Origin of the sequence: Streptococcus oralis subsp. dentisani, assembly GCF_002096615.1 — a bacterium.
GTDB classification, from domain to species: Bacteria; Bacillota; Bacilli; order Lactobacillales; family Streptococcaceae; genus Streptococcus; species Streptococcus oralis_U.
Genome location: NZ_NCUX01000033.1, coordinates 278,399 through 303,688, shown reverse-complemented (window position 1 = coordinate 303,688; position 25,290 = coordinate 278,399). Strand labels below are relative to the sequence as shown.

Below are 25,290 nucleotides of genomic sequence, written 5' to 3'. Positions count from 1 at the left end.
CTAGAATGAAATTCTAGGATTTGTATGTCATTTTTTGAAGTCTTCTATGGTGAAGTGGTCATAGGTGATTTTTGAGACTTCCTCATCATAACGACTCAAAAAGTCTTGAAATCGACGATCAATATAGCCAAAGAAGAGCACTTCATCAATATCCTCTTTGTTAAAGAAGATAATGTTTTGATTAATAAGCCCTAGTGGAAGACTGACAGCTCCAAAGTCAAAATAACCTTGATTGCCGTCCTTTTCAGTAACTGGACAATGATTAACAATCATGACAGGCTCCACACCTTCTCTCACTCGAACAACACTTCCAATCGGTAAAGCCGTACGTTCTGACATCAGTTTTCTCCTTCTAAATATTTCTGAGCTTCCTGAACATAAAAGAGTTCTGGATTTTCATGGGCGATACTTTCAAACAAACTGCGAGCACGAGCTTCATCTCCTTTTAATTGGGCATTGAGAGCACCGTAATAAGAGAACATGATTCGAGCTAGATTACTTTCTGGTTCAGTGGTGTCGAAGTAGTCGTTCACTTCTTTATTGAACACAATATCTTTTATGGCTTGGGCTTGAGCAACGAGTTTGGCCTTACCACCTTTCGAATCTGGTGCCTTGGACAATTGTTCCTCAAAGAAAGCAATGTCTTGCGCATCTTGAAGATGAATAGACACTTTTAATAGTTCAAAGCTTGATATTAAAAATGTATAGTCTCTTAATCTACCCCAAATTTTTTTCAAATTATACTTGGACATATTTTCCTTGGCAGATTGAAAATCTCCTTTTAGATAAGCTACTTGGCCTTGAATAAATTGGTAATACTCACGATATGTTGCTCTAAAGGGCTTAATAGATTTTTCTGATTGAACTCTGAACATGTCTACATAGAGCTTAAGACTAATAGCATCGTTTAGCATTAGATAAATAACTTTGCTAGATATAAATCTTAAATAAAATACAAAGACGAGAGCTAAAAAGTCAATAACTAATAATATGAGTCCCAATATTTTCAAATTACTTTGAAATACTAAAAATACTGCCATCACATCAACAACCAAGACTAAAAATAAGCAAATTAGAATAGCCCTATCAAGTTGTAGAAGAGTGTTTTCTGTCGCCCTACTAACTATTTTTTCAATCAATTTCATAAATTACTCTCATTTCACTAATTCTAAATATTTCTTCGCTTCCTGAACATAGAAAAGCTCTGGATTTTCATGGGCGATACTTTCAAACAAACTACGAACACGAGCTTCATCTCCTTTTAGCTGAGCATTGAGAGCTCCGTAATATGAGAACTTGATTCGAGCTAGCTTATTTTCTGGTTCAGTTGTATCGAAGTAGTCGTTTGGTTCTTTATTAAACACAATATCTTTTATGGTTTGGGCTTGTGCAACGAATTTAGCCTTACCACCTTTACAATCTGCAGCCTTGGACAATTGTTCCTCAATGAAAGCAATACCTTGCGCATCTTGAAGATGGATAGAAGATAGAAATTCATAATATAATTTCTTAAATTCAAATATTTTTCTATTTTTTTTAGAAATATTAGAAAGATTGATATTTGAATATTGACTAAGTGCTAATAAAAAATCTCCTCTGAGGTAAGATAATTCTCCTGTGATTAATTCAAAACTTACTTCATTAAATTTCTTATTAAACTTATTGGAATGACTAACACTGTGTTCAAAGAAAGATTGATATTTCTTAAAATCAATCAAAGTCTCCTTCCAATATAGAAGAACTTTCCATGTCAATAAACTTAAAAAGATGCCAATAACTATAAATAATACCGACAAAAATAACAGATAACGTACTGCAATAATATTTTGTTTAAACAATAAAAACAAACCCAAAATTGCTATATAAACTGCAACAACTACTAAATATGAAGATAATCGAATACAAATATTATAAAGAAATTTTACATCTTTATTTGCTAATAATTTAATCAAGCTTTTCAATTTTATAAAAATCCTCCAAATAAAATTGTTTACTAAATTCTCTCAGTAAAAAATTTTCAAAATCATCTTCATCTTCAACTATTGTATACATTCCGTTGTTCACTATAAAATAGTCATTATTGATCATGTAGTGTCCATCGGAGAGTCTTGAAAAATCAATGTCATCTAACTTCAATTTGTCACGTTCACTAAGTGTTAAACGTAAACGAAAGGCTCCCTCTTTCATATAGTCTTTAGGAGAAATTGCTGCATATCCTCCAAATGCTTGTTTTTCTGGACTAGATGAGTTTTGATTTTGAACTGCTTTTTCTTTAATAAAAGAAGTGATTCTAAATGAACGTGATATTTGAAAACCTGGACTAGCTAATGGCTGATCTTCAGCATCAAATACAGATAAATCATAACCTTTCTTTTTAATAGCATCTTCCACTACTGACCTAAAATCTTTTAGAACTATTTGAGCTTCATCACTTGAAACAGCATTTTTTATAAATTCCTTTAGGCCATATTGTTCATCAATGAAAGTAACATATTTTAATTTTTGACGCGTGTACTTAGCACCCACTTTTATGGTAACTCCCTTATCGAAAACATCAAAGACACCTACATCAGAAATATTACTATCATAGTATGAAGACTTAAGTGTTAATTCGTAGTTCAAATCCCTAGAATGATAAAACTCTTGTAATTGTTGTACTTTGGTATTATTTCTCAAGTAAGTTTGAATTTCACTACCTAGAAATGGAGAAAAAATTCCCACTAATACTATAATGACTACAATTCTACTCACTTTTTGATTATACTCCCCCTTTTGATAAATCCAATCTAAATACGGAAATAAAAATAATGAAAAAATGAAACTCCAAAGGTCAATATCTTTTATAAAGTCAAAGGAAACGATCATTTTAAATCTTAGCAAAAACATCAGAAAAATTGCTAAAAAAATATTTCCAAGCAATAGAAAAGCAATGATGCGTTTCGATTCATTTTTTGCTTTTCGCACATAAGATATCCCCACCAGAAGATTAGCCAAAAAACTAATTCCATAACCGAATATAGTTGGAATAAATCCAAAAATAGCAAAGAATAAATTATATCTTGAGTCAGTATCGCCTACGCCTTCAATATTTAAAAGACCATATAGGAGATTAAGAAAAAATACAACTAATGGTAAATAAGCAATATAAATTTCCGAGAATTTCAAAGATTTTTTCATAGTAACTCCTGTTTTTAAGGTAATCTCACTCCCCCTTCAGCGCTTCAAATTTCGCTTTCATGGTTGGATTTTTTCGGGTCAATTTTTTAACTGAAACATCTTCCAGTTTATTATTTGCGAGGCGGAGTTGGTTTTCGGATGTGGTTAGGAACTTTTTGACATCTTCCATCCGTTTGATGGCCTTGTCGATTTCATCGATTGCTTTACCAAAGTTGGTCGAAGCGGAGTTGTAGTTCTTAGTAAAGGCTTGCTTAAAGGCGTCCAAATCTTCCTCAAAATGTGTAATATCGATATTTTGCTCGCGAACCAAGGCCAACTCTTGCTTATATTTCAAAGAATTAAGCGCAGCATTTCGCAAAAGACCAATCAACTGGATAAAGAACTGGGGACGGACGACGTACATTTTCTCATACTCGTGGCTGACGTCAACAATTCCTGTATTAAAGTAATCGTTATCGGCCTCAAGCATGGTCACCAGAACCGCATATTCACAGTTCTTCTCCCGACGGTCCTTGTCTAATTCCTTGTAAAAATCCGCATTCTTATGCTTCTTCTCTGTCCCGTCCGCTTCATTTTTCATTTCAAACATGATGGAAATGATTTCGACTCCATTTTCATCACTCTCGCGGAAGATAAAGTCCCCTTTGGAACCACGCGCAGAAACCTTGTTATCCTTTTCAAAGTAGGCATTTGGAAAAGCAAAGCTGCGGACCTTGTTAAACTCACTCTCTGCATATTTTTCCAAACTTTCACCAATCGCTTTTGTGGATTGTTGGGCTTTGAAATTCTTGTAAAATTCGACTTGCTCACTGGCTGCCTTGAGCTGAGCTTCGTAATTTTGCTTAACAGAAGCCAAAGATAACTCATTTTCCTTTTCTTGCAAGAGGAGCTGATTTTTGACCTGATCCCGTTCTTTTTCTAGGTCAGAAAGGGTCTTTTGCAGTTGATTTTCATGCTCCAAACGCAAGGTAGCCAGTTGGTTTTCCAAAGCCTGTACTTCCTTGTCCTTTGCTAATAAGGCCTCATGACTTGACTGTTCAACCTCTTTCTTGGCTAACTCTTTCTCTGTATCAAAGTTTTGGATTTGACTCTGCAGTTGCGCAATTTCTTGATCTTTTTGAGCCAGTTTAGACTGTTGCTCATTCATGGCCTTTTGCTCAGCCAAGGCCAGCTCCTGCTTCATGCGATCGTGTAATTCCTTATTAAACTCAGCTGTTCTCACTTGGGATAAAAGTTCGGCATACTGACTTTCATTTACTGTAAAGACTTCCCCACAGTTGGGACATTTGATTTCGTTCATATCGTTCCTCTTTCTAGACTTCTGTAACCATTATATCATGCCTGAGGGAAAATCAAAAACAGTGAGTCAAAACCCACTGTTTATATCTTTTACTTTAAATTTTTTCCAAGGCCAAGCGCAAATCTTCAATCAAATCCTCTACATTTTCAAGACCGATAGACAAGCGGATTTGGTTTGGTGTGACACCTGCTGCTTCTAAATCTTTTTCTGACAACTGACCGTGAGTGGTTGTCGCAGGATGGACAACAAGAGATTTGGCATCTGCTACGTTTGCAAGGTCAGAGAAGATTTCCAAATTATCAATCACCTTGCGAGCTTCTGCCTCTCCACCTTTGACATGGAAGGTAAAGATTGAACCAACACCTTTTGGCAAATATTTCTCAGCCAAGGCATGATAAGGACTGTCAGCTAGTTTTGGATAATTTACCTTCTCTACCTTAGGATGGTTGACAAGGAAATCAACAATTTTCTCTGCATTTTGCACATGACGTTCAACACGAAGAGAGAGGGTTTCAAGTCCTTGGAGCAAGAGAAAGGCATTAAATGGCGACAAGGCAGCACCTGTATCACGGAGCAATTGAACACGAACAGCGATAATAAAGGCTGCTACACCCACATCACGAGTATAGCTCAAGTTGTGGTAACTTGGGTCTTCCTCAACAAATTGAGGGAATTTCCCTGAAGCTGCCCAGTCAAAACGACCGCTATCAACAATCACTCCTCCAATAGTCGTACCATGTCCACCGATAAACTTAGTTGCTGAGTGAATGGCAATATCTACACCGTGAGAGAAGACGTTAATCAAATATGGTGTGGCAAAAGTGTTGTCCGAAACGAGAGGAATCTGGTGTTTATGCGCAATCTCAGCCAGTTTTTCCAAGTCAGGAATGTTAATCAAGGGATTCCCCAAGGTTTCAATCAAGACAAGCTTTGTATTGTCATTGATAGCTACTTCCACTTCTTCCAAATTATCCACATCGACAAAGGTAGTTGTGATTCCATAACGAGGAAGGGTTTCCTTCAAGAGGTTGAAGGTCCCACCGTAAATAGTTGACGCAGCCACCACATGGTCACCTGCGTGAGCAAGCGCCAAAATAGTGTAGGTTACAGCAGCCATCCCTGATGCTGTCGCTAGTGCTCCAACACCACCTTCAAGAGCAGCGATTCTTTCCTCAAATGCTGCTGTTGTAGGATTAGTGATGCGAGTATAGATATTCCCTGGTTTTCTCAAGGCAAACAAATCGGCACCTTCTTGCGTGTCATCAAAAACGAAGGATGTTGTTTGATAAATCGGTACTGCACGAGACTTAGTTGCTGGATCAACTACTTGCCCAGCATGTAATTGTAGAGTTTCAAATTTAAAATCACGAGTCATATGACGACCTCCAAATAGCTTCATTAGGGATATTGTATCATCTTGGGCTAGTCTTTTCCAATACCGTTTTTCTATATTTTGATATAAGGAACAACTATGACTAGTCATACACATCAAACAAAAAAGCACGATTAACTCGTGCCTGTTTTTTAATCTACATAAGTATCTTCGTTTTTATTGAGGAAGGCGTATGGTAATCCCATCAAGAGACCGCCTCCAATGAAGTTCCCAATAAAGGTCACGCCCCAGTGACGAAGAATATTAGGTATGTCAAAGTTAGCAATTGAATCAGCAGCAACACTGAACTTAACAATCGCAAAAGAAGCAAAGTTCGCAGCAATGTGTTCGTTTGTTAAGAATACAAACATGTAAATTGCTGACAAAACAAGCCAAAGTTTGGCTCCACCGTCTTTCACCAAAACGAATGAAAGAATGGCGATGTTTACAAAGATATTGGCTAAAATACCTTCAAGCAAGACTAGCTCATTGGAACGGCCTAACTTCATCTCTACAACCCCTGAAATGAAGCTATCATGTGTTAGATTTGCATAGGCTGCTGAGTGGGCAAAGCCCCAACCTGCTATCAAAGCTCCGATAAGGTTGAACAAGGTACAGTAAAGTAAAATCTCAGCTGTTCTTCTCCAAGAGATTTTTTTCAAGAAACTACCAGCTGTCAAAAACATCATATTTGAAGTTACCAGTTCAGCATTCAAGAAAACAATGTAGGCCAATCCCCAAGCAAAAACAAATGGGAAGAGAAAACGTCCACTACCTGGAGCGATCTTATTAATCAAATCAGCCCCAACTGCACCCGCAGCTGTACTAAATGTTAAAAAAGCTCCTGCAAACATGGAACGAATCGCATACTTAAACTTACTTTGGCTATAAAGACTTTCTTTCTTCTTGCAAGCAAATTCAATCTTTGAGATAAATTCTGAAGAGACCATAAAAAAACTCCTAAAACTTTTATTTGTGAATATTATAACATAAAGCACGCATTTTGAAAAGCCTTTCTTGTATACGTTCTCTACAAAGAAAATCAAGGCATTGGGGGAATTCCATAAATCTCTCCTTTACCCATTAACAGAAAAACATTTCAATGTTTCAAATTGATCATCCAAAAATTCAAACTCAAATAGGTACCAGTCATCGAAGGTTTGCTCACAATAACTAACTGTTCCTTGATTGTAGTCAATGATAGGTTTCCCCAGCTTGTTCTTCACATCTTCCTCGCTGACTGCTCCATACATTTCCTTAAGATCAGCTAGCATGAAGTTGATAATTCTATTGAGATTTTCCTGATAATTTTTTGATAACAGTTCAACTTTATCTATAAAGTCACAATCAGGCTCTTCGTCCCAAACAAAGGTCACTCCCTCATGCTCATAAGTGTATTGCTGTAAACTCTTATCGAAATTCATTGTTCACTCTCCAAATCATTATCATTTACTAAAAATTTAGTAACATTAATCAAAATGTTCAAATGATTTCATAAAAATGTCTTCCACACACGCGTACGATAAAATAACAACACTTGTAATGATTAGAAGATATCATCATAATGTTCGCTCGCTTGTTGCACAAACTCGAAAATATTCAAAGATATGGGTTTCATTTCCAGTGAACCTAATGCCCCCAAATCATTCATATAAATAGTGTCGTCAGAATCTTTCTTTATAAAAAAAGCGACATCCCCATCTTGCCCAATCAGGAAAAAATCAGGTTCCCACTCTTCTATTTGGTAGGTGGAGTTTCTTTCTAGCAAATCTAACCTCGAATATAAGGTGATGCCTGTATTCTCTATTACCAACTCTCCTGCTTTGTCGATTTTGCTCAAGAATTCTGCGTATAGGTTTGGAAGTACCAAGTCAATCTGATTATTCATTCTCAACTCCTCATCTATTTTTCCTACTGCGAAAGTCCTATATCTCATCTTCACTTAGTTCTCTAAAATGTGAAATATAATATCCAAAATAACACTTCCCCGATTTTCCTATGAAGATTCCGTGTCCAGCCATATTGGCAATTTCTCCCAAGAATATCATAGGAAGATCCTTGTCAAATGGAAAACTACTGGTTAAGTCTTCTTTAAGCGTAACGAAAGACTTTTCTCTTAACTGACTCATTATCTATCCTCTCTTATGCCAGGCATCCTTCGGTTACTTACGATAAATCTTTCAACCTACTGATCAGCTTCCTCTCACATTGAAAAGATACCATTAAAGTTGAATGATCATCTTGCAAGCATCAGACATTATCAAATTTTATAGTTTTCAATTTCTTCTCTACTCATACCTACAAGTTCTGTCGTCCACAAGCCTACAATGTCCGACAAGACTGAATCGCAGGTATACTCTTCTTCACCGTCTATATACTTACAGGAAAAGACAGGCTTCCTTGTCGCCGCTTGATAAAATGCCATGGCTACTTTTTCTAGTTTTTGAGGATTGAAATCAAGTGATAGCTTTTGAGCTATCTCTCCTCGTACCAGATCCCAATTTTCCTGCCTAGCCTGATAACTTTCTCGTATTTTAGACACATAGCCCCTACAAAATGCTTTCAATAAGTCTGTGTTCTGATAAAGATGCCGACAACTAAAATCCGAAATACAACCTACATGAAGTAGGAATGTCAGTAAGTCATCCAGACTTTCTGCTACTCTCCCCACTTGGCCCTCACTTCCGATAAAGCCTATGCTGCTATCTTCAAGAAAAACATATTCTCCCCCACTACCGTCTTGAGCAAATGCCTTACAGGCAAGAGAGTACTCCTCATTGTTCCCTGAAAACTGGACTTCACTTATCTTGTCATAAAAATAAATATCACATTCAGTCATCAGTAAGGTCCTTAACTGTTCATTTTCTCTGACTTCTTGTAGTTTATCCATGATCATTCCTTTCTTAAGCTAAACACTTATCCATCTATTACAATTCTAATATGGTAGTTTTTAGTTTCATTCTTTAGATTCTTCACAAGGAGATCATTCTGTTTTGATTTGCCACAGAAAAATGATAGGGGCTTTCTGTCTTTCTGTTCAATACACACATGATACCTTGCCCCATTCAATTTGACACTTTGAACACATTTGACATCAATCCTTCTGATGTCATTCAGAGGGATGATTCGCTTTGAAAATACATAGGCATTATGGATATAAAACCTGCCTTTGGCGATATGAAATGGGGAGAAAAAGTTTCCACCACTACGACGGACAATTATAAAACGACGCCAAATGATTAGTAAAAGAATAGATGCTAATAAATAAATGGAAAAACTAAAGACAGGATTTTTCCACAACGTTTTCATTCCAATCCAAAAATATTCGAACATGCATTATTCTCCTTTGACCGACGGTTCTATTTGACAAAAACCAGTGAAAAATACAATTCACTGGTTTTTGAGGTTAATAACGTTGTTTATATGGCTTATTAAAGGCGCTTAGGATATCATCAGATGTTTCAGAATATGCTTTAACTTCTTTAAAATCACCTTTAACAATAATTCGCTCTGTCGCATCGTAGTCGACACAGGTCACCAATGTGATTTCTTTGATACCATCACGATCTTCAATTTCGTCTACGCGATCAGGCGTTACGTGCTTCACCTCACGAATCTCATAGGTGTATACTTTATCTTTATCAGTCAGATAAATCTTCATCCCCGCTTTGGCATTGACCAAAGGCGAAAAGAGCATCTGGCTCGCATTTTCAGCAGTAAAGATATGGTGGCTGGCTAGAGAATAGTTGCCTTCCCCCATTTTCTGATTTGCTTTCATGGTCCCTGCTCCGTAGAACAAGTTTACATTATCCAAACCTTTAAAAATAGGCAGATTAATCTCTACTTCAGGAATGGCAATCCCTCCGATAACTGGAAGTTGCTGAGCATCCCACTGGGCAGCTAACACCGCTTCCGATGAGATGGATTTGACAGAATCAAAATCGAAATTTCCTTCTGTCTCTTTATTTTCCTCAATTTTTTCCTTAGTCACCTGACTGACTTGGTATTTATTGGTATTCCAAACCATAAAGATGTCACGAATTTGAGCATTAAAAATCAAGGCAAGGGATAGAAGAATTAAAAATCCAGCTAAAATATTGATTAGTATATTTTTACGGTTATTCTTCTTCATTTTTCTGTGAGACATTATGCTTCACCCTCTGTTCTCTCTTCTGTTGCTACCTCTTCTTTTTCTGCCGCAGCAACCGTTGTAAAGGTCACAATCTTAGCATCCTGGTCTAGACGCATCACCTTCACTCCCATAGTTGAGCGTCCTGTTTGTGAAATATTGGCAACATTTGTACGGATCATGACACCTGTATCTGTGATAATCATCAGGTCTTCATCTCCTTTAACAGTGAGGAGACCTGCAAGAGGACCATTCTTCTCAGCAACATTGGCTGTCTTCATCCCTTTACCACCACGACCTTTAGTTGGATATTCAGTAGCAAGGGTACGCTTACCATAACCTTTTTCAGTGATGATAAGGACCTCATCTTGGTCGGTAATCACGCTAGCACCAACTACTGTGTCTCCATCACGAAGATTGACTCCTCGAACACCTGTCGCGATACGGCTCATGCCACGAACGGCTGACTGATTAAAACGAACAGCATAACCAAACTTGGTACCAATGATAATATCCGTATCTTCTTCTGTCAATAGAACATTAATCAATTCATCTTCATCCTTGAGATTCAAAGCTTTAAGTCCATTTTGACGAATATTTGCAAATTCTTTGACACTGGTTCTCTTCACGATACCGTGACGAGTTGTGAAGAAGAGATAAGCATCATCACTACGTTCAGACTCAACGTTGATAATGGTCTGAATGCTCTCACCCTCGTCCAACTTCAAAAGATTGACAACTGGCAATCCTTTGGCTGTACGACCATATTCAGGAATTTCATAACCTTTTAGTCGGTATACTCGTCCTTTATTGGTAAAGAAGAGCAAATGATCATGGGTGCTGGTTGAAACCAACTCACGCACAAAGTCATCATCCTTAACTCCCGTACCTTGGACACCACGACCACCACGTTTTTGAGCAGTGAACTCACCTTGGTCCAAACGTTTGATATAGCCCTTATTAGAAAGGGTAATCAAGACATCCGTTTCTTCAATCAAATCTTCATCTTCAAGAGTTAAGACTTCTCCAACCATCAACTCGGTACGACGCTTGTCACCAAACTTACGTTTGACTTCATCTAGCTCCTCTTTGATGATTTGCGCCACACGTTCTGGTTTGGCAAGAATATCAGCCAAATCTGCAATCAAGGCAATCAATTCATCATATTCAGACTGAATCTTATCACGTTCCAATCCTGTCAAACGACGAAGACGCATATCAAGGATAGCTTGACTTTGACGTTCAGAAAGCTTGAACTTGCTCATCAACTCAGCTTGCGCTTCCGCATCTGTTTCACTGGCACGAATGATACGAATCACTTCATCGATATGGTCAAGTGCAATTAAAAGACCTTCTAAGATGTGCGCACGCGCTTCTGCTTTTTCCTTGTCAAAACGGGTACGGCGAACCACCACTTCTTTTTGGTGCTCGATATAAGCATCCAAAATTTGACGAAGGGACAAGATCTTCGGTACACCATTTTGAATAGCAAGCATATTGAAACCAAAGTTGGTTTGCATTTGGGTCATCTTGAAGAGGTTGTTAAGGATAACGTTGGCAGACGCGTCGCGTTTAACCTCGATTACAAAGCGAACGCCTTCACGATTGGACTCATCACGTACAGCTGTAATGCCCTCAAGGCGTTTTTCCTGAACCAAGCGAACAATATGCTCATGCACCTTGGTTTTATTGACCATGTAAGGAAATTCAGTTACAATAATCCGTTCGCGACCCGTCTTAGTGGTTTCAATCTCTGTACGAGAACGAAGAACAATCGATCCTTTACCAGTTTCGTAGGCCTTATGAATACCTGATTTCCCCATGACAAGAGCACCAGTTGGAAAATCTGGACCAGGCAAGACTTCCATCAAGTCCTTAGTCGTCACATCTGGATTGTCCATGACGAGCTTCACAGCATCAATGGTTTCACCCAAGTTGTGAGGAGGAATGTTGGTAGCCATCCCTACGGCAATCCCAGTTGCCCCATTGACCAAAAGGTTTGGAAAACGAGCTGGCAAGACCAAGGGTTCACGTTCGTTGGCATCGTAGTTGTCTACGAAATCAACTGTGTTTTTATTGATATCACGAAGCATTTCCAGAGCAATCTTGCTCATGCGTGCCTCAGTGTAACGTTGAGCGGCAGCACCGTCCCCGTCCATGGAACCAAAGTTTCCATGCCCATCCACAAGCATGTAACGGTAGCTCCACCATTGAGCCATACGGACCATGGCTTCATAAATAGAGGAATCTCCGTGTGGGTGGTATTTACCCATAACATCCCCTGTAATACGGGCTGATTTTTTATGAGGTTTGTCTGGAGTAACACCTAATTCATTCATTCCATAAAGAATACGGCGGTGAACAGGTTTTAAGCCATCTCGAACATCAGGAAGGGCCCGCGCGACGATAACGCTCATGGCGTAGTCGATAAAGCTGGTCTTCATCTCCTTTGTCAGATTGACATTCACTAAATTTCTATCCTGCATTCATAAATGCCTCATTTCACTATTAGTAATTAGATATATTATACCATAAAATGTCCTTTATTTCAGGCTTCTGAAACTACTAAAACGTTTACATCGATAACCGAATAGAATATTCGTGACAAAGCTTTTTAAAAGTGATAGAATGAAAGTGTCTGGGGATTCCCCTAAAAAAAATGAAGGAGATGTTTAGATAATGACTTCAACTAAACAACACAAAAAAGTGATCCTTGTTGGTGACGGTGCCGTGGGTTCATCTTACGCTTTCGCACTTGTTAACCAAGGAATTGCACAAGAGCTTGGAATTATCGAAATTCCACAATTACACGAAAAAGCTGTTGGTGATGCGCTTGACCTTAGCCACGCCCTTGCCTTCACTTCACCTAAAAAAATCTACGCTGCTCAATACTCTGACTGTGCAGACGCTGACCTTGTTGTTATCACTGCAGGTGCTCCTCAAAAACCAGGTGAAACTCGCCTTGACCTTGTAGGTAAAAACTTGGCTATCAACAAATCAATCGTAACACAAGTTGTTGAATCAGGTTTTGATGGTATCTTCCTTGTTGCGGCTAACCCAGTTGACGTTTTGACTTACTCAACTTGGAAATTCTCTGGATTCCCTAAAGAACGCGTTATCGGTTCAGGTACTTCACTTGACTCAGCACGTTTCCGTCAAGCACTTGCTGAAAAATTGGATGTTGATGCTCGTTCAGTTCACGCCTACATCATGGGTGAACACGGAGATTCTGAATTTGCCGTTTGGTCACACGCCAACATCGCTGGTGTAAACCTTGAAGAATTCCTTAAAGACACTCAAAACGTTCAAGAAGCTGAATTGATTGAATTGTTCGAAGGTGTTCGTGATGCTGCTTACACAATCATCAACAAAAAAGGAGCTACATACTATGGTATCGCCGTAGCGCTTGCTCGTATCACAAAAGCAATCCTTGATGACGAAAATGCAGTACTTCCACTTTCAGTCTTCCAAGAAGGTCAATACGGAGTTGAAAACGTCTTTATCGGTCAACCAGCAGTTGTTGGTGCACATGGTATCGTTCGTCCAGTAAACATCCCATTGAACGATGCGGAAACTCAAAAAATGCAAGCATCTGCTAAAGAATTGCAAGCAATCATTGATGAAGCATGGAAAAACCCTGAATTCCAAGCAGCTTCTAAAAACTAATTAAAAGAAGGTTCTCATTTCATGGGAGCCTTTTTCTTTTTGCACAGAACGATAAAATCATATTTTCCAAAACAAAAAGCCTGTTGACCAAGCTAGAAAGCTTGATACAATAGGCTTTTTCTAAATTCATTATTTAACAGCGTCTTTAAGAGCTTTACCAGCTTTGAATGCTGGAACTTTAGAAGCTGCGATTTTGATTTCTTTACCAGTTTGTGGGTTGCGACCTTTACGTGCAGCACGCTCACGAACTTCAAAGTTACCAAAACCGATCAATTGAACTTTTTCACCAGCTGCAAGGTATTCAGTTACTGCTGCAAATACAGCGTCAACTGCTGCTGCTGAATCTTTCTTAGTCAATTCTGTAGCTTCTGCTACTTTAGCGATCAAATCTTGTTTGTTTGCCATGTTAATAATTCCTCCAAATAATTTCTAATTAACAAATATAATCATATCCTAAAATTGCCCACAGGTCAAGTCAAAAACGCTATTTCTAACGATTTTTCTCTATTTTTTTAGGAATGATATCGAACTAAGATAGCCCATGCATTTTCGCCTGTATGTGTCTGAATGATAGAGCCTGTTTCCAGTACTGAGATCGGTTTTTCAACATAAGTTTGTAAAACATTCTTCATCTCATTTGCCCATTCATTGGTACCAGCGTAGGAAATTCCAATCTCTGCAACCGATTTATGAGAAAGGGTCTCGGCCAACTCGTCAAGCCATTTTTTGAAAGTTTTCGAACCACGCCCTTTTACGATTGGTTGGAGTTCGTGGTTTTTCATCTGCATTACTACACGAATGTTCAAGAGTGAACTTAATAATCCTGTCACACGTCCGATACGTCCACCCTTAACTAGGTTTTCTAATGTTGAAACGCCGATATAGAGTTCCGTATGATTCTTGACGTCTTCTACATGAGCTAGGATAGTTTCCAAATCTTTTCCTTCTTGGGCAAGTTTTGCAGCTTCAACAACTTGAAACTTCATCGCCTGGTCTGTAAAAGAACTATCAATAACGGTCACATCAGCGCTAGAGAGGCTTGCTCCTTGGCGAGCAGCTTCAACAGTACCAGATAGTGCATGGGACATGTGAATAGCGAGAATCTGGCTACCATCTTTACCTAGCTCTTCAAAAACTTCAGCAAATACTCCCACTGGAGGCTGACTGGTTTTGGGTAGGTTTTTACTTTGTTGCATGAGATGAAGGAATTCCCCCTCTTTCAAATCTGCATCAGAATAAAGGATACCATCAATCATCACAGATAAAGGGACAATGGTGATATTTAATTCTTTAACTACTTCTGGTTCAATAGTAACAGAGGAATCCGTTACAATTTTTACTTGTGTCATATCTTCAATCTTTCTATTCTTCTCAATAAGATAGGGATTTATTACCTTTATTATATCAAAAAATTGTTAAAAAATCATAATGAATCCAATGAAAAAGCTTGGAATTTTGGTATAATCTATCTATAGAAAAGCGAGGGAGAATCATGATCCGAAAAGTTCAGCCTATTGTCACTATCATACTTGGGGCAGCTATTTATGCCTTTGGTCTTACCTATTTTGTAGTTCCTCACCATTTGTTTGAAGGCGGAGCAACTGGTATCACATTGATTACCTTCTATCTCTTTAAAATTCCTGTCTCAGTGATGAATCTCTTGATTAACATCCCTCTCTTTATCCTCGCTTGGAAGATATTTGGTCCGAAAACTCTCTACTCCAGCCTTTTGGGAACCATTTCCCTCTCGATCTGGCTTGCTGTCTTTGAACGAATTCCTTTACAATTTGACTTGCAAGGTGATCTCATTATTGTCTCTTTAGTTTCTGGTGTTTTACTAGGAGTTGGTTTAGGTATTATCTTTAATGCTGGTGGTACAACAGGTGGATCAGATATTGTTGCTCGCATCCTCAACAAATACACCAATATTTCAATTGGAAAATTGCTTTTCTCGCTTGATTTCATTATTCTAATGTTGATTTTGATTATCTTCCAAGATTTGCGCCTAGTGACTTATACCCTCTTATTTGACTTTATCATCGCTCGTGTTATTGACCTGATCGGTGAAGGAGGTTATGCTGGTAAAGGATTTATGATTATAACTCAATTTCCAGATCGGTTAGCCGAAAAAATTAACGATGAACTCGGACGCGGCGTAACCTTTATATCTGGTCAAGGTTACTACAGCAAAAAGGATTTAAAAATTATCTACTGTATCGTCGGTCGAAATGAAATCGTTAAAATGAAGGATGTGATTCACCAAGTCGATCCTCAAGCCTTTATCACCATCACAGAGGCTCATGAAATTCTGGGGGAAGGATTTACTTATGTAAAAGATTAAAAAAGCTGGGAATTCCCAGCTTTTATTCTTCTTCAGAAAGTGTAGAGTGACGATAGCCATAAGTAAAGTAAATGACTAGACCAACTACAAGAGCAATACCAAAGGCAAGCCAGGTATCTAAACTATATTGAAGCATAAAGGAAAGACAGATAAGAATGGAAAGGATTGGCAAAAGCGGCACTAAAGGAGTTTTGAATTCTCCTTCTTTTGGCATGCCCTTATCCTTTCTGAGCTTGATAATACCGTAGGCTAGCAAAATGAGATAAGCTAGCGTACAGATATTTAAAAAGGCAGCGATACTGGCTAGCGGAAAGACTCCTGCTGCAATGGCTGAAGCAACTCCTGTTAAGATGGTTGCATTCTTTGGAACTCGGCTAGTTTTACTTAGCTGTTTAAAACTTCGAGGTAATAGACCATCACGTGCTAAGCTGTAAATCATTCGAGACAGAGCGTAGGTCATGGAAATACATACGGTTATCAGGGTTAGAATGGCTACGAGCGAAACATAGTTGGCTGCCCAGCCAATTCCGATACTACGCAATGAAAAGGCCACTGCATCGTCCACATTGAGTTGGCTATAGTGAACAATCCCGGTCAATACTATTGTTACCAAGGCATAGAGAATGGTGACAATTGTCAGAGAAAGCACAATTCCGCGGGGAATATTTTTTTGCGGACTTTGAATTTCATCAACTGCCATGGAAATCGACTCAAAACCGAGAAAACCGAAGAACATCAAAGATGCACCTGCCATAATCCCAGTGCTTCCTCCATAAATCTGGCCAAAGCCAAAAGGAGCAAAATTCATCCAATTTTCTGGCTTGATGTACCAAATACCAACTAGGATAAATAAGGCGAGAGCTGAGAATTTCAAGACCACTAAAAGCGAATTAAAGCGTAAGGCTGCCTTGGAATTTAATAAAACCAATCCTGTTACCAAAGCAAGCACCAAAATAGGTAAAAGGTCGATATAGGTGCCTTGTTCGGGGCTAAAAGTACCATTTAAGGCTTGGGGCATGGAAATACCATAATTACTGAGTAAACCCTTAAAATAAGCTGCCCAACCAGACGCCACACCTGAAACAGCTGTCATAAATTCCATGATGGTCAACCAGCCAGCAATCCATGCTGGTAATTCGCCTAAGATCGCATAGAGATAACTATAAGCACCTCCTGTTGCAGGCACACGAGAGGCAAATTCTGCAAAAAAGAGAGCTGATAGAGAAACACACAGAGCAGAAATCACAATGGAAACCACTAGTGATGGACCAGCTAGTGTAGCTGCCGCTGTTCCTGTAATGGTGAAAATCCCCGTCCCTACCATAGCACCGATCCCTAATAGAATCAAATCCCACAATTTCAAATGGCGATGCATCTCTGTCTGTCTCAGACTAACATCCTTGGTTCTAAAAATATTCATACTTCATCTCCACTAAATGTAATTGTTTTATTTTACCATATAAAAGCACTTTTGTGAATATTTATTAGGTTCTTTTTTGAAAAAAAATCTGAACAGGAAGGATTCCTGTTCAGATTTTGCATATTCTTACCCAACAGATCCTTCCATTTCATAGCTAATCAAGCGATTTAGCTCAACTGCGTATTCCATTGGAAGTTCTTTTGTGAAGGGCTCCACAAATCCCATGACAATCATCTCGGTTGCCTCAGATTCTGATAAACCACGGCTCATGAGGTAATAGAGTTGTTCTTCTGAAATCTTAGATACCTTAGCTTCGTGCTCCAATGCAACTTGCGAGTTGTGAATTTCATTAAATGGAATAGTATCTGACGCTGACAAGTCATCCATGATAATGGTATCACACTCAATGTGAGAAACAGATTTCTTAGAGTTCTTGTTAAAGGTTACTTGTCCACGGTAGTCCACCTTTCCTCCGCCTTTAGCGATGGATTTAGACACGATAGATGAGCTGGTATGTGGAGCATTGTGGATCATCTTAGCACCCGTGTCTTGGTGTTGCCCTGCATTAGCAAAGGCGATAGAGAGCATAGTACCACGCGCCCCTTCTCCATCTAGATAAACAGATGGATATTTCATGGTTGTTTTGGCACCCAAGTTACCATCAATCCACTCAACTGTCGCATCTTTCAAAGCTTTGGCACGTTTTGTTACTAGGTTATAGACGTTATCAGACCAGTTTTGGATGGTTGTATAACGCATATAAGCTCCGTCCAAGGCAAAGATTTCTACAATGGCCGCATGTAAGCTATTGCTTGAATAAGTTGGCGCTGTACATCCTTCTACGTAGTGGACACTTGCTCCCTCGTCAACGATAATCAAGGTACGTTCAAACTGACCAGTATTTTCGTTATTGATGCGGAAGTAAGTTTGAAGTGGAATATCTACCTTGACACCTTTTGGTACGTAGATAAAGGTTCCACCAGACCATACTGCTGAGTTGAGGGCAGCCAACTTGTTATCCGTCGGCGGTACCAACTTGGCAAAGTATTGTTTAAACAAGTCTGGGTATTCCTTGAGGGCAGAATCCGTATCTGTAAAGATAATGCCTAACTTCTCAAATTCTTCTTTCATGTTATGATAAACCACTTCCGACTCGTACTGGGCAGAGGCTCCTGCTAGATAAGCACGTTCAGCTTCTGGAATCCCGATACGTTCAAAGGTTTCTTTAATCTTTTCAGGTACATCATCCCAAGAACGGGCTGGTTTATCAGATGGTTTTTGGTAATAGATCAAGTCATCAAAGTCAATCTCTGACAAGTCCGCTCCCCAAGTTTGCATAGGCATTTTCTTGAAGGTTTCATAAGATTTCAAACGGAATTCCAACATCCACTCTGGCTCACCCTTGGCAGCAGATAATTCACGAATAACACCTTCGTTGAGTCCTTTTCCTGTCGATAGGACAGGCTCTACATCATCATGGAAACCAAATTTATATTCACCAAGATCAATTGGTTTTGGTTCTACTCTTTCTTCAGCCATAATATCCTTTCTTTCATTATATATTTCTATGTTTCTTATTTACCTTCTTGATTTTCAATTGTCTTCTTAAGAGCGTTCCAAGCTAGGGTTGCACACTTGATTCGTTGAGGGAATTTGGCAACACCTGATAAGAAGGCTGCATCACCTAGTTGGTCTTGACGCTCATCCTTTTGACCTTGAACCATTTCAGAAAAGATGGTTGCAAGTTCTAGAATTTCTTGCTTGGTCTTCCCTAAAACAGCATCTGTCATCATACTAGCAGAGGCAGTTGAGATGGTACAACCTGAATTTAGAAAAGCAATATCTTCCAAACGGTTCTCTGCATCAAACTTGACAGATAGGTTGATGACATCGCCACAGGTTGGATTATTGAGGCTGATTTGCTCAGCATCTTCCAGCTTCCCTTGGTGATGTGGATTTTTCGAATGGTCTGCCACCACTGCCATATAAAGGCTATCTAGTTTAGAAAGTGCCATTGAAAAACTCCTTTGTCTTTTGTAGGGCATCGACCAGTTTGTCGCAATCTGCCTTGGTATTATAGATATAAAAACTTGCACGAGCTGTTGCTGGGACTTCCAAATATTGGAGCAAGGGTTGCGCACAGTGGTGACCCGCACGAACTGCTACTCCTTCATAATCAAGTGCTGTAGCTAGGTCATGGGGATGAAGATCGCCTAGGTTAAAGGCAATAACACCTGAACGTTGAGCCAAGTCTTGCGAACCGTAAATGGTCAATCCCTCAACTGCCTGCAATTTCGGATATACGTATGAGATTAATTCCTGTTCATGGGCTTCAATCGCATCCATACCAAGATTTTCAAGATAATCCACTGCAGCAGCAAGTCCGATAGCACCTGCCATATTTGGCGTTCCAGCCTCAAATTTCCAAGGCAATTCCTTCCAACTAGCAGATTGCTCATAGACAAAATCAATCATCTCGCCACCAAACTCAACTGGTGACATTTGTTCCAGATACTTTTCTTTACCGTAAAGAATACCAATACCAGTTGGTCCAGCCATCTTGTGACCTGAAAAAGCAAAGAAGTCCACATCCAAGTCCTGGACATCAATCTTCATATGGGGCGTAGACTGAGCACCATCCACCACCATGATAGCTCCAACTTGGTGGGCTAATTGAGTGATTTCTTTGATAGGGTTGACCACACCAAGAACATTTGAGGCGTGAGCTAGGGAGACAAACTTGACTTTATCAGTCAATTTAGCGCGCAAGTCATCCATATCCAGAGCTCCGTCCTTGAGATAAACATAGACAAGCTCTGCCCCAGTCTTGCGACAGGCCTCCTGCCATGGAATGATATTAGAATGGTGTTCCATGACAGAAATCAAGACCTGGTCTCCCTCAGTCAGGATTTCCTCAGCGAAGCGTGCCACCCAGTTAAGGCTGGTTGTCGTTCCTCTAGTAAAAAGTACTTCCTTTGTAGAGCTTGCATTGATAAACTTACGAATGGTTTCACGAGCAGCTTCATAGGATGCTGTTGCTCGCTCAGCCAAGGTATGAACACCACGGTGAACATTGGCATTGTCCTGCTCATAGTAGCGGTTGATTGTTTCCAGAACTGCTAGTGGTTTTTGTGTCGTCGCAGCATTGTCCAGATAGACCAGAGGTTCATCGTTGACAATCTGGTCTAAAATTGGAAAATCCTTGCGAATCGCTTCTACATCTAACATAGGCTTCCCCTTAGCGTTTTGACAATTTTTCTTCGATAGTTGCAATCATTTCATCACGAACTTCTTTGACTGGAATCTCAACGATAACAGATCCAAGGAAACCGCGAACAACCAAACGTTCTGCAGTTGCCTTGTCCAAGCCACGACTCATGAGGTAGTACATGTCTTCTGGATCCACCTGTCCGATAGAGGCCGCGTGACCTGCAGTCACGTCATTTTCATCAATCAAAAGAATTGGGTTGGCATCTGAACGCGCTTGGTCTGAAAGCATAAGAACACGGCTCTCTTGTTGAGCATCTGCTCCCTTAGCACCCTTAATGATGTGTCCGATACCGTTAAATGTCAAGGTCGCTTTTTCAAGGATAACCCCATGTTGGAGGATATTTCCGATTGAGTTGCAACCATAGTTAGTCACACGAGTGTCAATCCCTTGCACCTGACGGCCACTTGAAAGAGCTACCACTTTCAGGTCAGCATGGCTACCATTTCCAATCAAATCGCTATCAAAGTCCGCAACAACATTTCCTTCGTTCATGACACCGATTGCCCAGTCAATGCTTGCATCGTTGCCTAGTTTACCACGACGGCTAATGTAGGCAGTGACATTTTCACCTAAACGGTCAATAGCAGCAAATTTTACTTGCGCACCAGAACGAGCAATCACTTCAACTGTGATATTTGCAGTTGCTTTTGCACTACCTCCACCTCGTGACTCTAGACGTTCAAGATAGCTTATTTTGGAGTTTTTACCAGCGATAATGAGGATATGCTTGTTAAATGGCACATCGCTATCGCTGTCTTGGTAGAAAATTCCTTCGATTGGTTCTGTAATCTCAACATTATCTGGAATATAAAGAACAGCACCACTGTTAAAGTAAGCTGTATGGTAAGCTGCCAACTTGTCGTCATCATACTTAACTGATGACATAAAGAATTCCTCGATAAGCTCTGGAATTTCTTCTAAAGCTGAGTGAAAGTCTGTAAAGACTACCCCTTGTTCAGCCAATTCAACTGGAATTTGCTCAAAAACAGTCTGCGTTCCTACTTGCACCAACTTCAAGTGATTGTCTAGAGCAGTGAAGTCAGGAACATTTGCTGACGGTTCACTTTCTGTAATAGTTCCGTCACCCAGATTCCAACGGTGAAATTTAACACGCTCAATAACTGGTAATTCTAAACTCTCAATCTTATCAAAGGCTTTTTGACGGAGGTCAGCCAACCAGCTTGGTTCAGCATGCATTTCTGAAAAAAGTTTAATAGTTTCTTTAGTCATTTACTTCTCCTAAAAGATACGAGGGAATTACAATTCTTCCTTGTAGTCATAGCCAAGTTCTTCAGCTAGTTTAGCGTATCCTTCACGTTCCAAACGGGCTGCCAATTCTGGACCTCCAGAAAGGACCACACGACCTTCCATCATCACGTGTACCACGTCTGGTGTGATGTAGTTCAAGAGACGTTGGTAGTGAGTAATGATCATGGCACCAAACCCTTCACCACGCATGGCATTGACACCTTTCGATACAACTTTAAGGGCATCAATATCAAGACCTGAGTCAATCTCATCCAAAAGGGCAAAAGTTGGTTCCAACATCAAGAGTTGAAGAATTTCATTGCGTTTTTTCTCACCACCAGAGAAGCCTTCGTTGAGGTAACGCTCTGCCATTTCTTCTTTCATGTTGAGCAATTCCATTTTCTCGTCTAGTTTAGTGATGAACTCACGAACTGAAATCTTTTCATCATCTTCTTTACCAGCATTCATGGCTGCACGTAGAAACTCAGCATTGGTAATGCCTGGAATTTCAGACGGGTATTGCATAGCAAGGAAAAGTCCCATACGCGCACGTTCGTCCACTTCCAACTCAAGAATGTTTACGCCATCAAACAAGACCTCACCTTTTGTGACTTCATAGTTAGGGTTACCCATAATAGCTGCTGAAAGAGTCGATTTACCAGTACCATTTGGTCCCATGATAGCTGCGATTTCTCCTGTTTTCAGAGTCAGATTGACCCCTTTCAAAATTTCTTTTCCTTCAATCTCAACGTGAAGATCTTTGATCTCTAATACTGACATGATAATTCCTTTCTTTTTCAAACATTTTGCTCAATACTTTAGGAAATTGCTTACAATCCCTAAAAAATAGGACAAAAGGTCAATAAATATACTCTACTAGTATAACAAAAAAAAGCCTAAAAGGCTTTGATTTTGTCTAGAAGCTGGGGGGCTAATCCTTGCGGTTTAAGTGTTGATCAATAGCATCTACGATTTTTCCCATCACGTAACTTAATCTAAAATTTCGAAAGAGTAGAATGGCCCAAAAGGCTGCCATAACATAGCGACCAGTCATCAAAGATTCATTGAAAAAATAAGTCTCAGCAGCCGTGAATAATGCTATTATGATAAATTGTTGTCTATTCATAGGATTATTGTACCATGAAATCCACTTTTAGTCTTCTTCGACCATGACTTTATCAGCCAGAAATTCGAATCCTTCTGGAATCAGGCTCTCTTCTTCAACCTCTTGCTCGGCTTGAGAAGACTTGTTTTTAGCTGAAAATGCTGCTCGAACCTCTTTCCATTCCTCTAAGGAAATGGCTAATATTTCAGGTGAAAATCCAGCCGCTTGACTGAGAATATTGCCAAACATGGTATTGAGGTTGTCCCTTTTCATGGTTTGCCCAGCATTGAAATTAGACTCAAAGGCTAAAATAGCATGGTGTTCGTTGGCCGCAACTGGTTGAGAACCTACGAGAAGAGCTTTATCAGGTCCAGCTAAGCTTTCGATCACTTCTCCCCATGCATTCTGGAGGCGAATCAAGTTTTGCCGTGCCAAATCAGGATTTTCGACAGCTTCTTGCAGGATAGATTGAACTTTATTACGATCTACTCGATAGACTGTCTTGGAAGTGGCTGGACGACTAGGAACAGGCGCAACTTGTTTAGGAGCTGTGCCCACATTAGCAAGTTCTTGTTTGAGACGTTCAACTTCCTGTCTCAGTGCTGAAATTTCACTTTCGACAACTCCTGAAAGCGCAGATTCAGGCTTGATTTCAGCTAAACGAATGGTCATCATCTCAGCATAAATCTTAGGTTGCAGACTAGCTTTCATATCCGCCAAGCACACAGTCGCTAGACGAATCATTTCAAAGAGACTTTCCTGAGACAGAGCTAGATTGTCCATAAAAACTGGACTATGATGAGTATTTTCGCCACCTGTCTGAACAACCAGTAGGTCCCGCAAATACTGCAAGAGATCTGTCACAAACCGAGTCATGCTCTTGCCATTTTCAAACAAAAGATTCAAAGAATCGAGCGCTTTGGGGACATCCTGCTGAGACAAAGCGGCCACATAGTCATCTAGAGCCGAAAGACTAATAGTGCCTGTAATCTCCTCAGAAATAGCTGTAGTTAAAGCATTCCCTTGCGTCAAACTCAAGGCTTGATCCAGAATAGACAAGGCATCCCGCATTCCACCTTCAGCCCGTCTAGCAATGATCTCCACAGCCTCTGGTTCAGAACTAATATTTTCTTTTTCTAAGATATAGTGGATATGTTCCTTAATATCCTGTGTCTTAATTGATTTAAACTCAAAACGTTGAACACGCGATAGAATAGTTGCAGGTATCTTGTGTAATTCAGTGGTAGCTAAAATAAAGACCACATTCTGTGTGGGCTCTTCAAGCGTCTTTAGGAGAGCATTAAAAGCCCCTGTAGACAGCATGTGAACCTCGTCTATGATATAAACCTTATAACGGGCAAGACTAGGAGCATAGGTAGATTTATCACGAATTTCACGGATTTCATCTACTCCATTATTAGAGGCCGCATCCATTTCAATGACATCTTCTAAACTACCGTCCGTCACTGCCTGACAGATATAACAGTTATTACATGGTTCACCATCCACTTGATTTGGACAGTTCATGGCCTTGGCAAAAATCTTGGCAACACTAGTTTTCCCGGTTCCACGAGGGCCTGAGAAAAGATAAGCATGACTAATCTTTTCCTGCTCGACCGCTTGTTTTAGGGTTTTAGCCACAACTTCTTGACCTACTAGTTGTGAAAAAGTCTGGCTTCTATATTTTCGATAAAGTGCTTGATACATTAGGCTTTCTCCTCAAACATCGTAAAGTCCCATTCTGTCTTCTCAAGCAAAATAGCGACAAATTGTTCCAAGTAATCGCGGTCAATAGCATTATAATCATCGATAAGAGATGAGTCCAAGTCTAAAACACCTAGCAATCGACCATTCTTAAGCATGGGAACTACGATTTCACTCTTAGCTTTACTATCGCAAGAAATGTAGTTTGGATAGATGCTCACATCCCCTACTAAAACAGTCTCTTGAAACTCAGCCGCTTCTCCACACACGCCCTTCCCAAGTGGGATGCGAATGCACGAAACGCCACCCTGAAAAGGGCCTAAAACTAACTCGCTACCATCAAACAGATAAAAACCTGCAAAAACAGTATTCGGAAAGCGAGATTTTAGGAGGGCGCTAGCATTAGAAAGATTGGCAAGAACGTTGCTCTCACCTTCAAGTAAATAAGAGAGTTCCTCATTTAACAATTGATATTGTGATTGTTTTTCTGAATCTAACATAGAACTATTATATCAAAAATGAGAAAGAGACAAAAGAAAAATCCCTTGTTTTAAACA

General features: G+C 39.7%; 27 protein-coding genes. 2 read left to right on the top strand and 25 right to left on the bottom strand.

Translation table 11 applies throughout. The annotated features are described in order from the left end of the window. Positions 1-27: 27 nt before the first annotated feature. The 14 genes from B7708_RS08680 to gyrA form a co-directional block, all read right to left on the bottom strand. A complete protein-coding gene (locus B7708_RS08680) occupies positions 28-339 on the bottom strand; it encodes a DUF4176 domain-containing protein (RefSeq protein ID WP_084975189.1) in 312 nt (103 codons plus the stop codon). Beyond that, complete coding sequence (locus B7708_RS08675) at positions 339-1,145, bottom strand: hypothetical protein (protein WP_084975187.1); 807 nt, start codon at positions 1,143-1,145, stop codon at positions 339-341. The genes B7708_RS08680 and B7708_RS08675 overlap by 1 nt, the downstream gene beginning before the upstream one ends. 9 nt (positions 1,146-1,154) lie before the next feature. Then, positions 1,155-1,952, bottom strand: a complete 798-nt coding sequence (locus B7708_RS08670) for a hypothetical protein (protein WP_084975497.1) — start codon at positions 1,950-1,952, stop codon at positions 1,155-1,157. Beyond that, positions 1,945-3,177, bottom strand: coding sequence for a glutamyl-tRNA amidotransferase (locus B7708_RS08665; protein ID WP_084975186.1), 1,233 nt, complete (start codon positions 3,175-3,177; stop codon positions 1,945-1,947). The genes B7708_RS08670 and B7708_RS08665 overlap by 8 nt, the downstream gene beginning before the upstream one ends. A gap of 25 nt (positions 3,178-3,202) precedes the next feature. Next, positions 3,203-4,477, bottom strand: a complete 1,275-nt coding sequence (locus B7708_RS08660) for a DUF2130 domain-containing protein (RefSeq protein WP_084975184.1) — start codon at positions 4,475-4,477, stop codon at positions 3,203-3,205. Positions 4,478-4,571: 94 nt separating this feature from the next. Then, a complete protein-coding gene (locus B7708_RS08655) occupies positions 4,572-5,852 on the bottom strand; it encodes an O-acetylhomoserine aminocarboxypropyltransferase/cysteine synthase family protein (RefSeq protein ID WP_084975182.1) in 1,281 nt (426 codons plus the stop codon). Positions 5,853-6,001: 149 nt separating this feature from the next. Next, complete coding sequence (locus B7708_RS08650) at positions 6,002-6,799, bottom strand: formate/nitrite transporter family protein (RefSeq protein ID WP_084975180.1); 798 nt, start codon at positions 6,797-6,799, stop codon at positions 6,002-6,004. A gap of 126 nt (positions 6,800-6,925) precedes the next feature. Further along, entirely contained in the window at positions 6,926-7,273 is a 348-nt protein-coding gene (locus B7708_RS08645) for a hypothetical protein (RefSeq protein WP_084975179.1), read from the bottom strand. Positions 7,274-7,395: 122 nt separating this feature from the next. Beyond that, the gene (locus tag B7708_RS08640; protein WP_084975494.1) at positions 7,396-7,737 is read right to left on the bottom strand and encodes a hypothetical protein; all 342 of its coding nucleotides are present in this window, start codon (positions 7,735-7,737) and stop codon (positions 7,396-7,398) included. A 37-nt stretch (positions 7,738-7,774) separates the two neighbouring features. Next, positions 7,775-7,978, bottom strand: coding sequence for a hypothetical protein (locus B7708_RS08635; protein ID WP_084975177.1), 204 nt, complete (start codon positions 7,976-7,978; stop codon positions 7,775-7,777). Positions 7,979-8,109: 131 nt separating this feature from the next. Then, the gene (locus B7708_RS08630) at positions 8,110-8,739 is read right to left on the bottom strand and encodes a hypothetical protein (RefSeq protein ID WP_084975175.1); all 630 of its coding nucleotides are present in this window, start codon (positions 8,737-8,739) and stop codon (positions 8,110-8,112) included. A 26-nt stretch (positions 8,740-8,765) separates the two neighbouring features. After that, positions 8,766-9,182, bottom strand: a complete 417-nt coding sequence (locus B7708_RS08625; RefSeq protein ID WP_084975173.1) for a hypothetical protein — start codon at positions 9,180-9,182, stop codon at positions 8,766-8,768. Between the two features lie 73 nt (positions 9,183-9,255). Then, positions 9,256-9,996, bottom strand: coding sequence for a class A sortase (locus tag B7708_RS08620; protein WP_084975171.1), 741 nt, complete (start codon positions 9,994-9,996; stop codon positions 9,256-9,258). Continuing rightward, entirely contained in the window at positions 9,996-12,464 is a 2,469-nt protein-coding gene (gene gyrA / locus B7708_RS08615) for a DNA gyrase subunit A (protein ID WP_084975170.1), read from the bottom strand. The genes B7708_RS08620 and gyrA overlap by 1 nt, the downstream gene beginning before the upstream one ends. A 193-nt stretch (positions 12,465-12,657) precedes the next feature. Between gyrA and B7708_RS08610 the strand changes: the two genes are divergently transcribed. Beyond that, entirely contained in the window at positions 12,658-13,644 is a 987-nt protein-coding gene (locus tag B7708_RS08610; protein ID WP_000204720.1) for an L-lactate dehydrogenase, read from the top strand. 129 nt (positions 13,645-13,773) lie between these two features. On the opposite strand, the gene B7708_RS08605 is transcribed toward B7708_RS08610, so the two are convergent. Then, positions 13,774-14,049: an HU family DNA-binding protein gene (locus tag B7708_RS08605; protein ID WP_001284636.1), complete on the bottom strand. Its 276-nt coding sequence runs from the start codon at positions 14,047-14,049 to the stop codon at positions 13,774-13,776. 107 nt (positions 14,050-14,156) lie between these two features. Next, a complete protein-coding gene (locus B7708_RS08600; protein WP_084975167.1) occupies positions 14,157-14,993 on the bottom strand; it encodes a DegV family protein in 837 nt (278 codons plus the stop codon). A gap of 143 nt (positions 14,994-15,136) precedes the next feature. Here B7708_RS08600 and B7708_RS08595 point away from each other — a divergent pair, with 143 nt between their 5' ends. Then, a complete protein-coding gene (locus B7708_RS08595; protein ID WP_000619968.1) occupies positions 15,137-15,985 on the top strand; it encodes a YitT family protein in 849 nt (282 codons plus the stop codon). A gap of 22 nt (positions 15,986-16,007) precedes the next feature. Here the strand turns inward: B7708_RS08595 and B7708_RS08590 are convergent, their stop codons facing one another. The 9 genes from B7708_RS08590 to B7708_RS08550 form a co-directional block, all read right to left on the bottom strand. After that, entirely contained in the window at positions 16,008-17,405 is a 1,398-nt protein-coding gene (locus tag B7708_RS08590) for an APC family permease (RefSeq protein ID WP_084975165.1), read from the bottom strand. 126 nt (positions 17,406-17,531) lie between these two features. Next, positions 17,532-18,944, bottom strand: coding sequence for a Fe-S cluster assembly protein SufB (sufB, locus tag B7708_RS08585; protein ID WP_000797062.1), 1,413 nt, complete (start codon positions 18,942-18,944; stop codon positions 17,532-17,534). 35 nt (positions 18,945-18,979) lie between these two features. Then, entirely contained in the window at positions 18,980-19,420 is a 441-nt protein-coding gene (gene sufU, locus B7708_RS08580; protein WP_084975163.1) for a Fe-S cluster assembly sulfur transfer protein SufU, read from the bottom strand. Next, a complete protein-coding gene (locus B7708_RS08575) occupies positions 19,407-20,633 on the bottom strand; it encodes a cysteine desulfurase (protein ID WP_084975161.1) in 1,227 nt (408 codons plus the stop codon). The genes sufU and B7708_RS08575 overlap by 14 nt, the downstream gene beginning before the upstream one ends. A 10-nt stretch (positions 20,634-20,643) precedes the next feature. After that, positions 20,644-21,906 carry a Fe-S cluster assembly protein SufD gene (gene sufD, locus B7708_RS08570; protein WP_084975159.1) on the bottom strand — a complete coding sequence of 421 codons (1,263 nt, stop codon included), beginning with the start codon at positions 21,904-21,906 and terminating at the stop codon, positions 20,644-20,646. 27 nt (positions 21,907-21,933) lie between these two features. Beyond that, on the bottom strand, positions 21,934-22,704 hold the full coding sequence (sufC, locus tag B7708_RS08565) for a Fe-S cluster assembly ATPase SufC (protein ID WP_000114489.1): 771 nt from the start codon (positions 22,702-22,704) through the stop codon (positions 21,934-21,936). Positions 22,705-22,855: 151 nt separating this feature from the next. Then, the gene (locus tag B7708_RS08560) at positions 22,856-23,050 is read right to left on the bottom strand and encodes a DUF3272 family protein (protein ID WP_001081605.1); all 195 of its coding nucleotides are present in this window, start codon (positions 23,048-23,050) and stop codon (positions 22,856-22,858) included. Between the two features lie 27 nt (positions 23,051-23,077). Next, positions 23,078-24,736: a DNA polymerase III subunit gamma/tau gene (dnaX, locus tag B7708_RS08555; protein WP_084975157.1), complete on the bottom strand. Its 1,659-nt coding sequence runs from the start codon at positions 24,734-24,736 to the stop codon at positions 23,078-23,080. Further along, entirely contained in the window at positions 24,736-25,233 is a 498-nt protein-coding gene (locus tag B7708_RS08550) for a GAF domain-containing protein (protein ID WP_084911649.1), read from the bottom strand. The genes dnaX and B7708_RS08550 overlap by 1 nt, the downstream gene beginning before the upstream one ends. Between the last annotated feature and the right edge of the window lie 57 nt (positions 25,234-25,290).

Bases quoted from the DNA above. Each gene is read 5' to 3' on its own strand.
- B7708_RS08550 (WP_084911649.1), bottom strand. From the start codon at position 25,233: ATGTTAGATTCAGAAAAACAATCACAATATCAATTGTTAAATGAGGAA.
- B7708_RS08610 (WP_000204720.1), top strand. From the start codon at position 12,658: ATGACTTCAACTAAACAACACAAAAAAGTGATCCTTGTTGGTGACGGT.
- sufB (WP_000797062.1), bottom strand. From the start codon at position 18,944: ATGGCTGAAGAAAGAGTAGAACCAAAACCAATTGATCTTGGTGAATAT.
- B7708_RS08675 (WP_084975187.1), bottom strand. From the start codon at position 1,145: ATGAAATTGATTGAAAAAATAGTTAGTAGGGCGACAGAAAACACTCTT.
- B7708_RS08575 (WP_084975161.1), bottom strand. From the start codon at position 20,633: ATGTTAGATGTAGAAGCGATTCGCAAGGATTTTCCAATTTTAGACCAG.
- gyrA (WP_084975170.1), bottom strand. From the start codon at position 12,464: ATGCAGGATAGAAATTTAGTGAATGTCAATCTGACAAAGGAGATGAAG.
- B7708_RS08645 (WP_084975179.1), bottom strand. From the start codon at position 7,273: ATGAATTTCGATAAGAGTTTACAGCAATACACTTATGAGCATGAGGGA.
- dnaX (WP_084975157.1), bottom strand. From the start codon at position 24,736: ATGTATCAAGCACTTTATCGAAAATATAGAAGCCAGACTTTTTCACAA.
- B7708_RS08650 (WP_084975180.1), bottom strand. From the start codon at position 6,799: ATGGTCTCTTCAGAATTTATCTCAAAGATTGAATTTGCTTGCAAGAAG.
- B7708_RS08595 (WP_000619968.1), top strand. From the start codon at position 15,137: ATGATCCGAAAAGTTCAGCCTATTGTCACTATCATACTTGGGGCAGCT.
- sufD (WP_084975159.1), bottom strand. From the start codon at position 21,906: ATGACTAAAGAAACTATTAAACTTTTTTCAGAAATGCATGCTGAACCA.
- B7708_RS08680 (WP_084975189.1), bottom strand. From the start codon at position 339: ATGTCAGAACGTACGGCTTTACCGATTGGAAGTGTTGTTCGAGTGAGA.
- B7708_RS08605 (WP_001284636.1), bottom strand. From the start codon at position 14,049: ATGGCAAACAAACAAGATTTGATCGCTAAAGTAGCAGAAGCTACAGAA.
- B7708_RS08665 (WP_084975186.1), bottom strand. From the start codon at position 3,177: ATGAAAAAATCTTTGAAATTCTCGGAAATTTATATTGCTTATTTACCA.
- B7708_RS08590 (WP_084975165.1), bottom strand. From the start codon at position 17,405: ATGAATATTTTTAGAACCAAGGATGTTAGTCTGAGACAGACAGAGATG.
- B7708_RS08625 (WP_084975173.1), bottom strand. From the start codon at position 9,182: ATGTTCGAATATTTTTGGATTGGAATGAAAACGTTGTGGAAAAATCCT.
- B7708_RS08635 (WP_084975177.1), bottom strand. From the start codon at position 7,978: ATGAGTCAGTTAAGAGAAAAGTCTTTCGTTACGCTTAAAGAAGACTTA.
- sufC (WP_000114489.1), bottom strand. From the start codon at position 22,704: ATGTCAGTATTAGAGATCAAAGATCTTCACGTTGAGATTGAAGGAAAA.
- B7708_RS08655 (WP_084975182.1), bottom strand. From the start codon at position 5,852: ATGACTCGTGATTTTAAATTTGAAACTCTACAATTACATGCTGGGCAA.
- B7708_RS08600 (WP_084975167.1), bottom strand. From the start codon at position 14,993: ATGACACAAGTAAAAATTGTAACGGATTCCTCTGTTACTATTGAACCA.
- B7708_RS08630 (WP_084975175.1), bottom strand. From the start codon at position 8,739: ATGGATAAACTACAAGAAGTCAGAGAAAATGAACAGTTAAGGACCTTA.
- sufU (WP_084975163.1), bottom strand. From the start codon at position 19,420: ATGGCACTTTCTAAACTAGATAGCCTTTATATGGCAGTGGTGGCAGAC.
- B7708_RS08660 (WP_084975184.1), bottom strand. From the start codon at position 4,477: ATGAACGAAATCAAATGTCCCAACTGTGGGGAAGTCTTTACAGTAAAT.
- B7708_RS08620 (WP_084975171.1), bottom strand. From the start codon at position 9,996: ATGTCTCACAGAAAAATGAAGAAGAATAACCGTAAAAATATACTAATC.
- B7708_RS08640 (WP_084975494.1), bottom strand. From the start codon at position 7,737: ATGAATAATCAGATTGACTTGGTACTTCCAAACCTATACGCAGAATTC.
- B7708_RS08560 (WP_001081605.1), bottom strand. From the start codon at position 23,050: ATGAATAGACAACAATTTATCATAATAGCATTATTCACGGCTGCTGAG.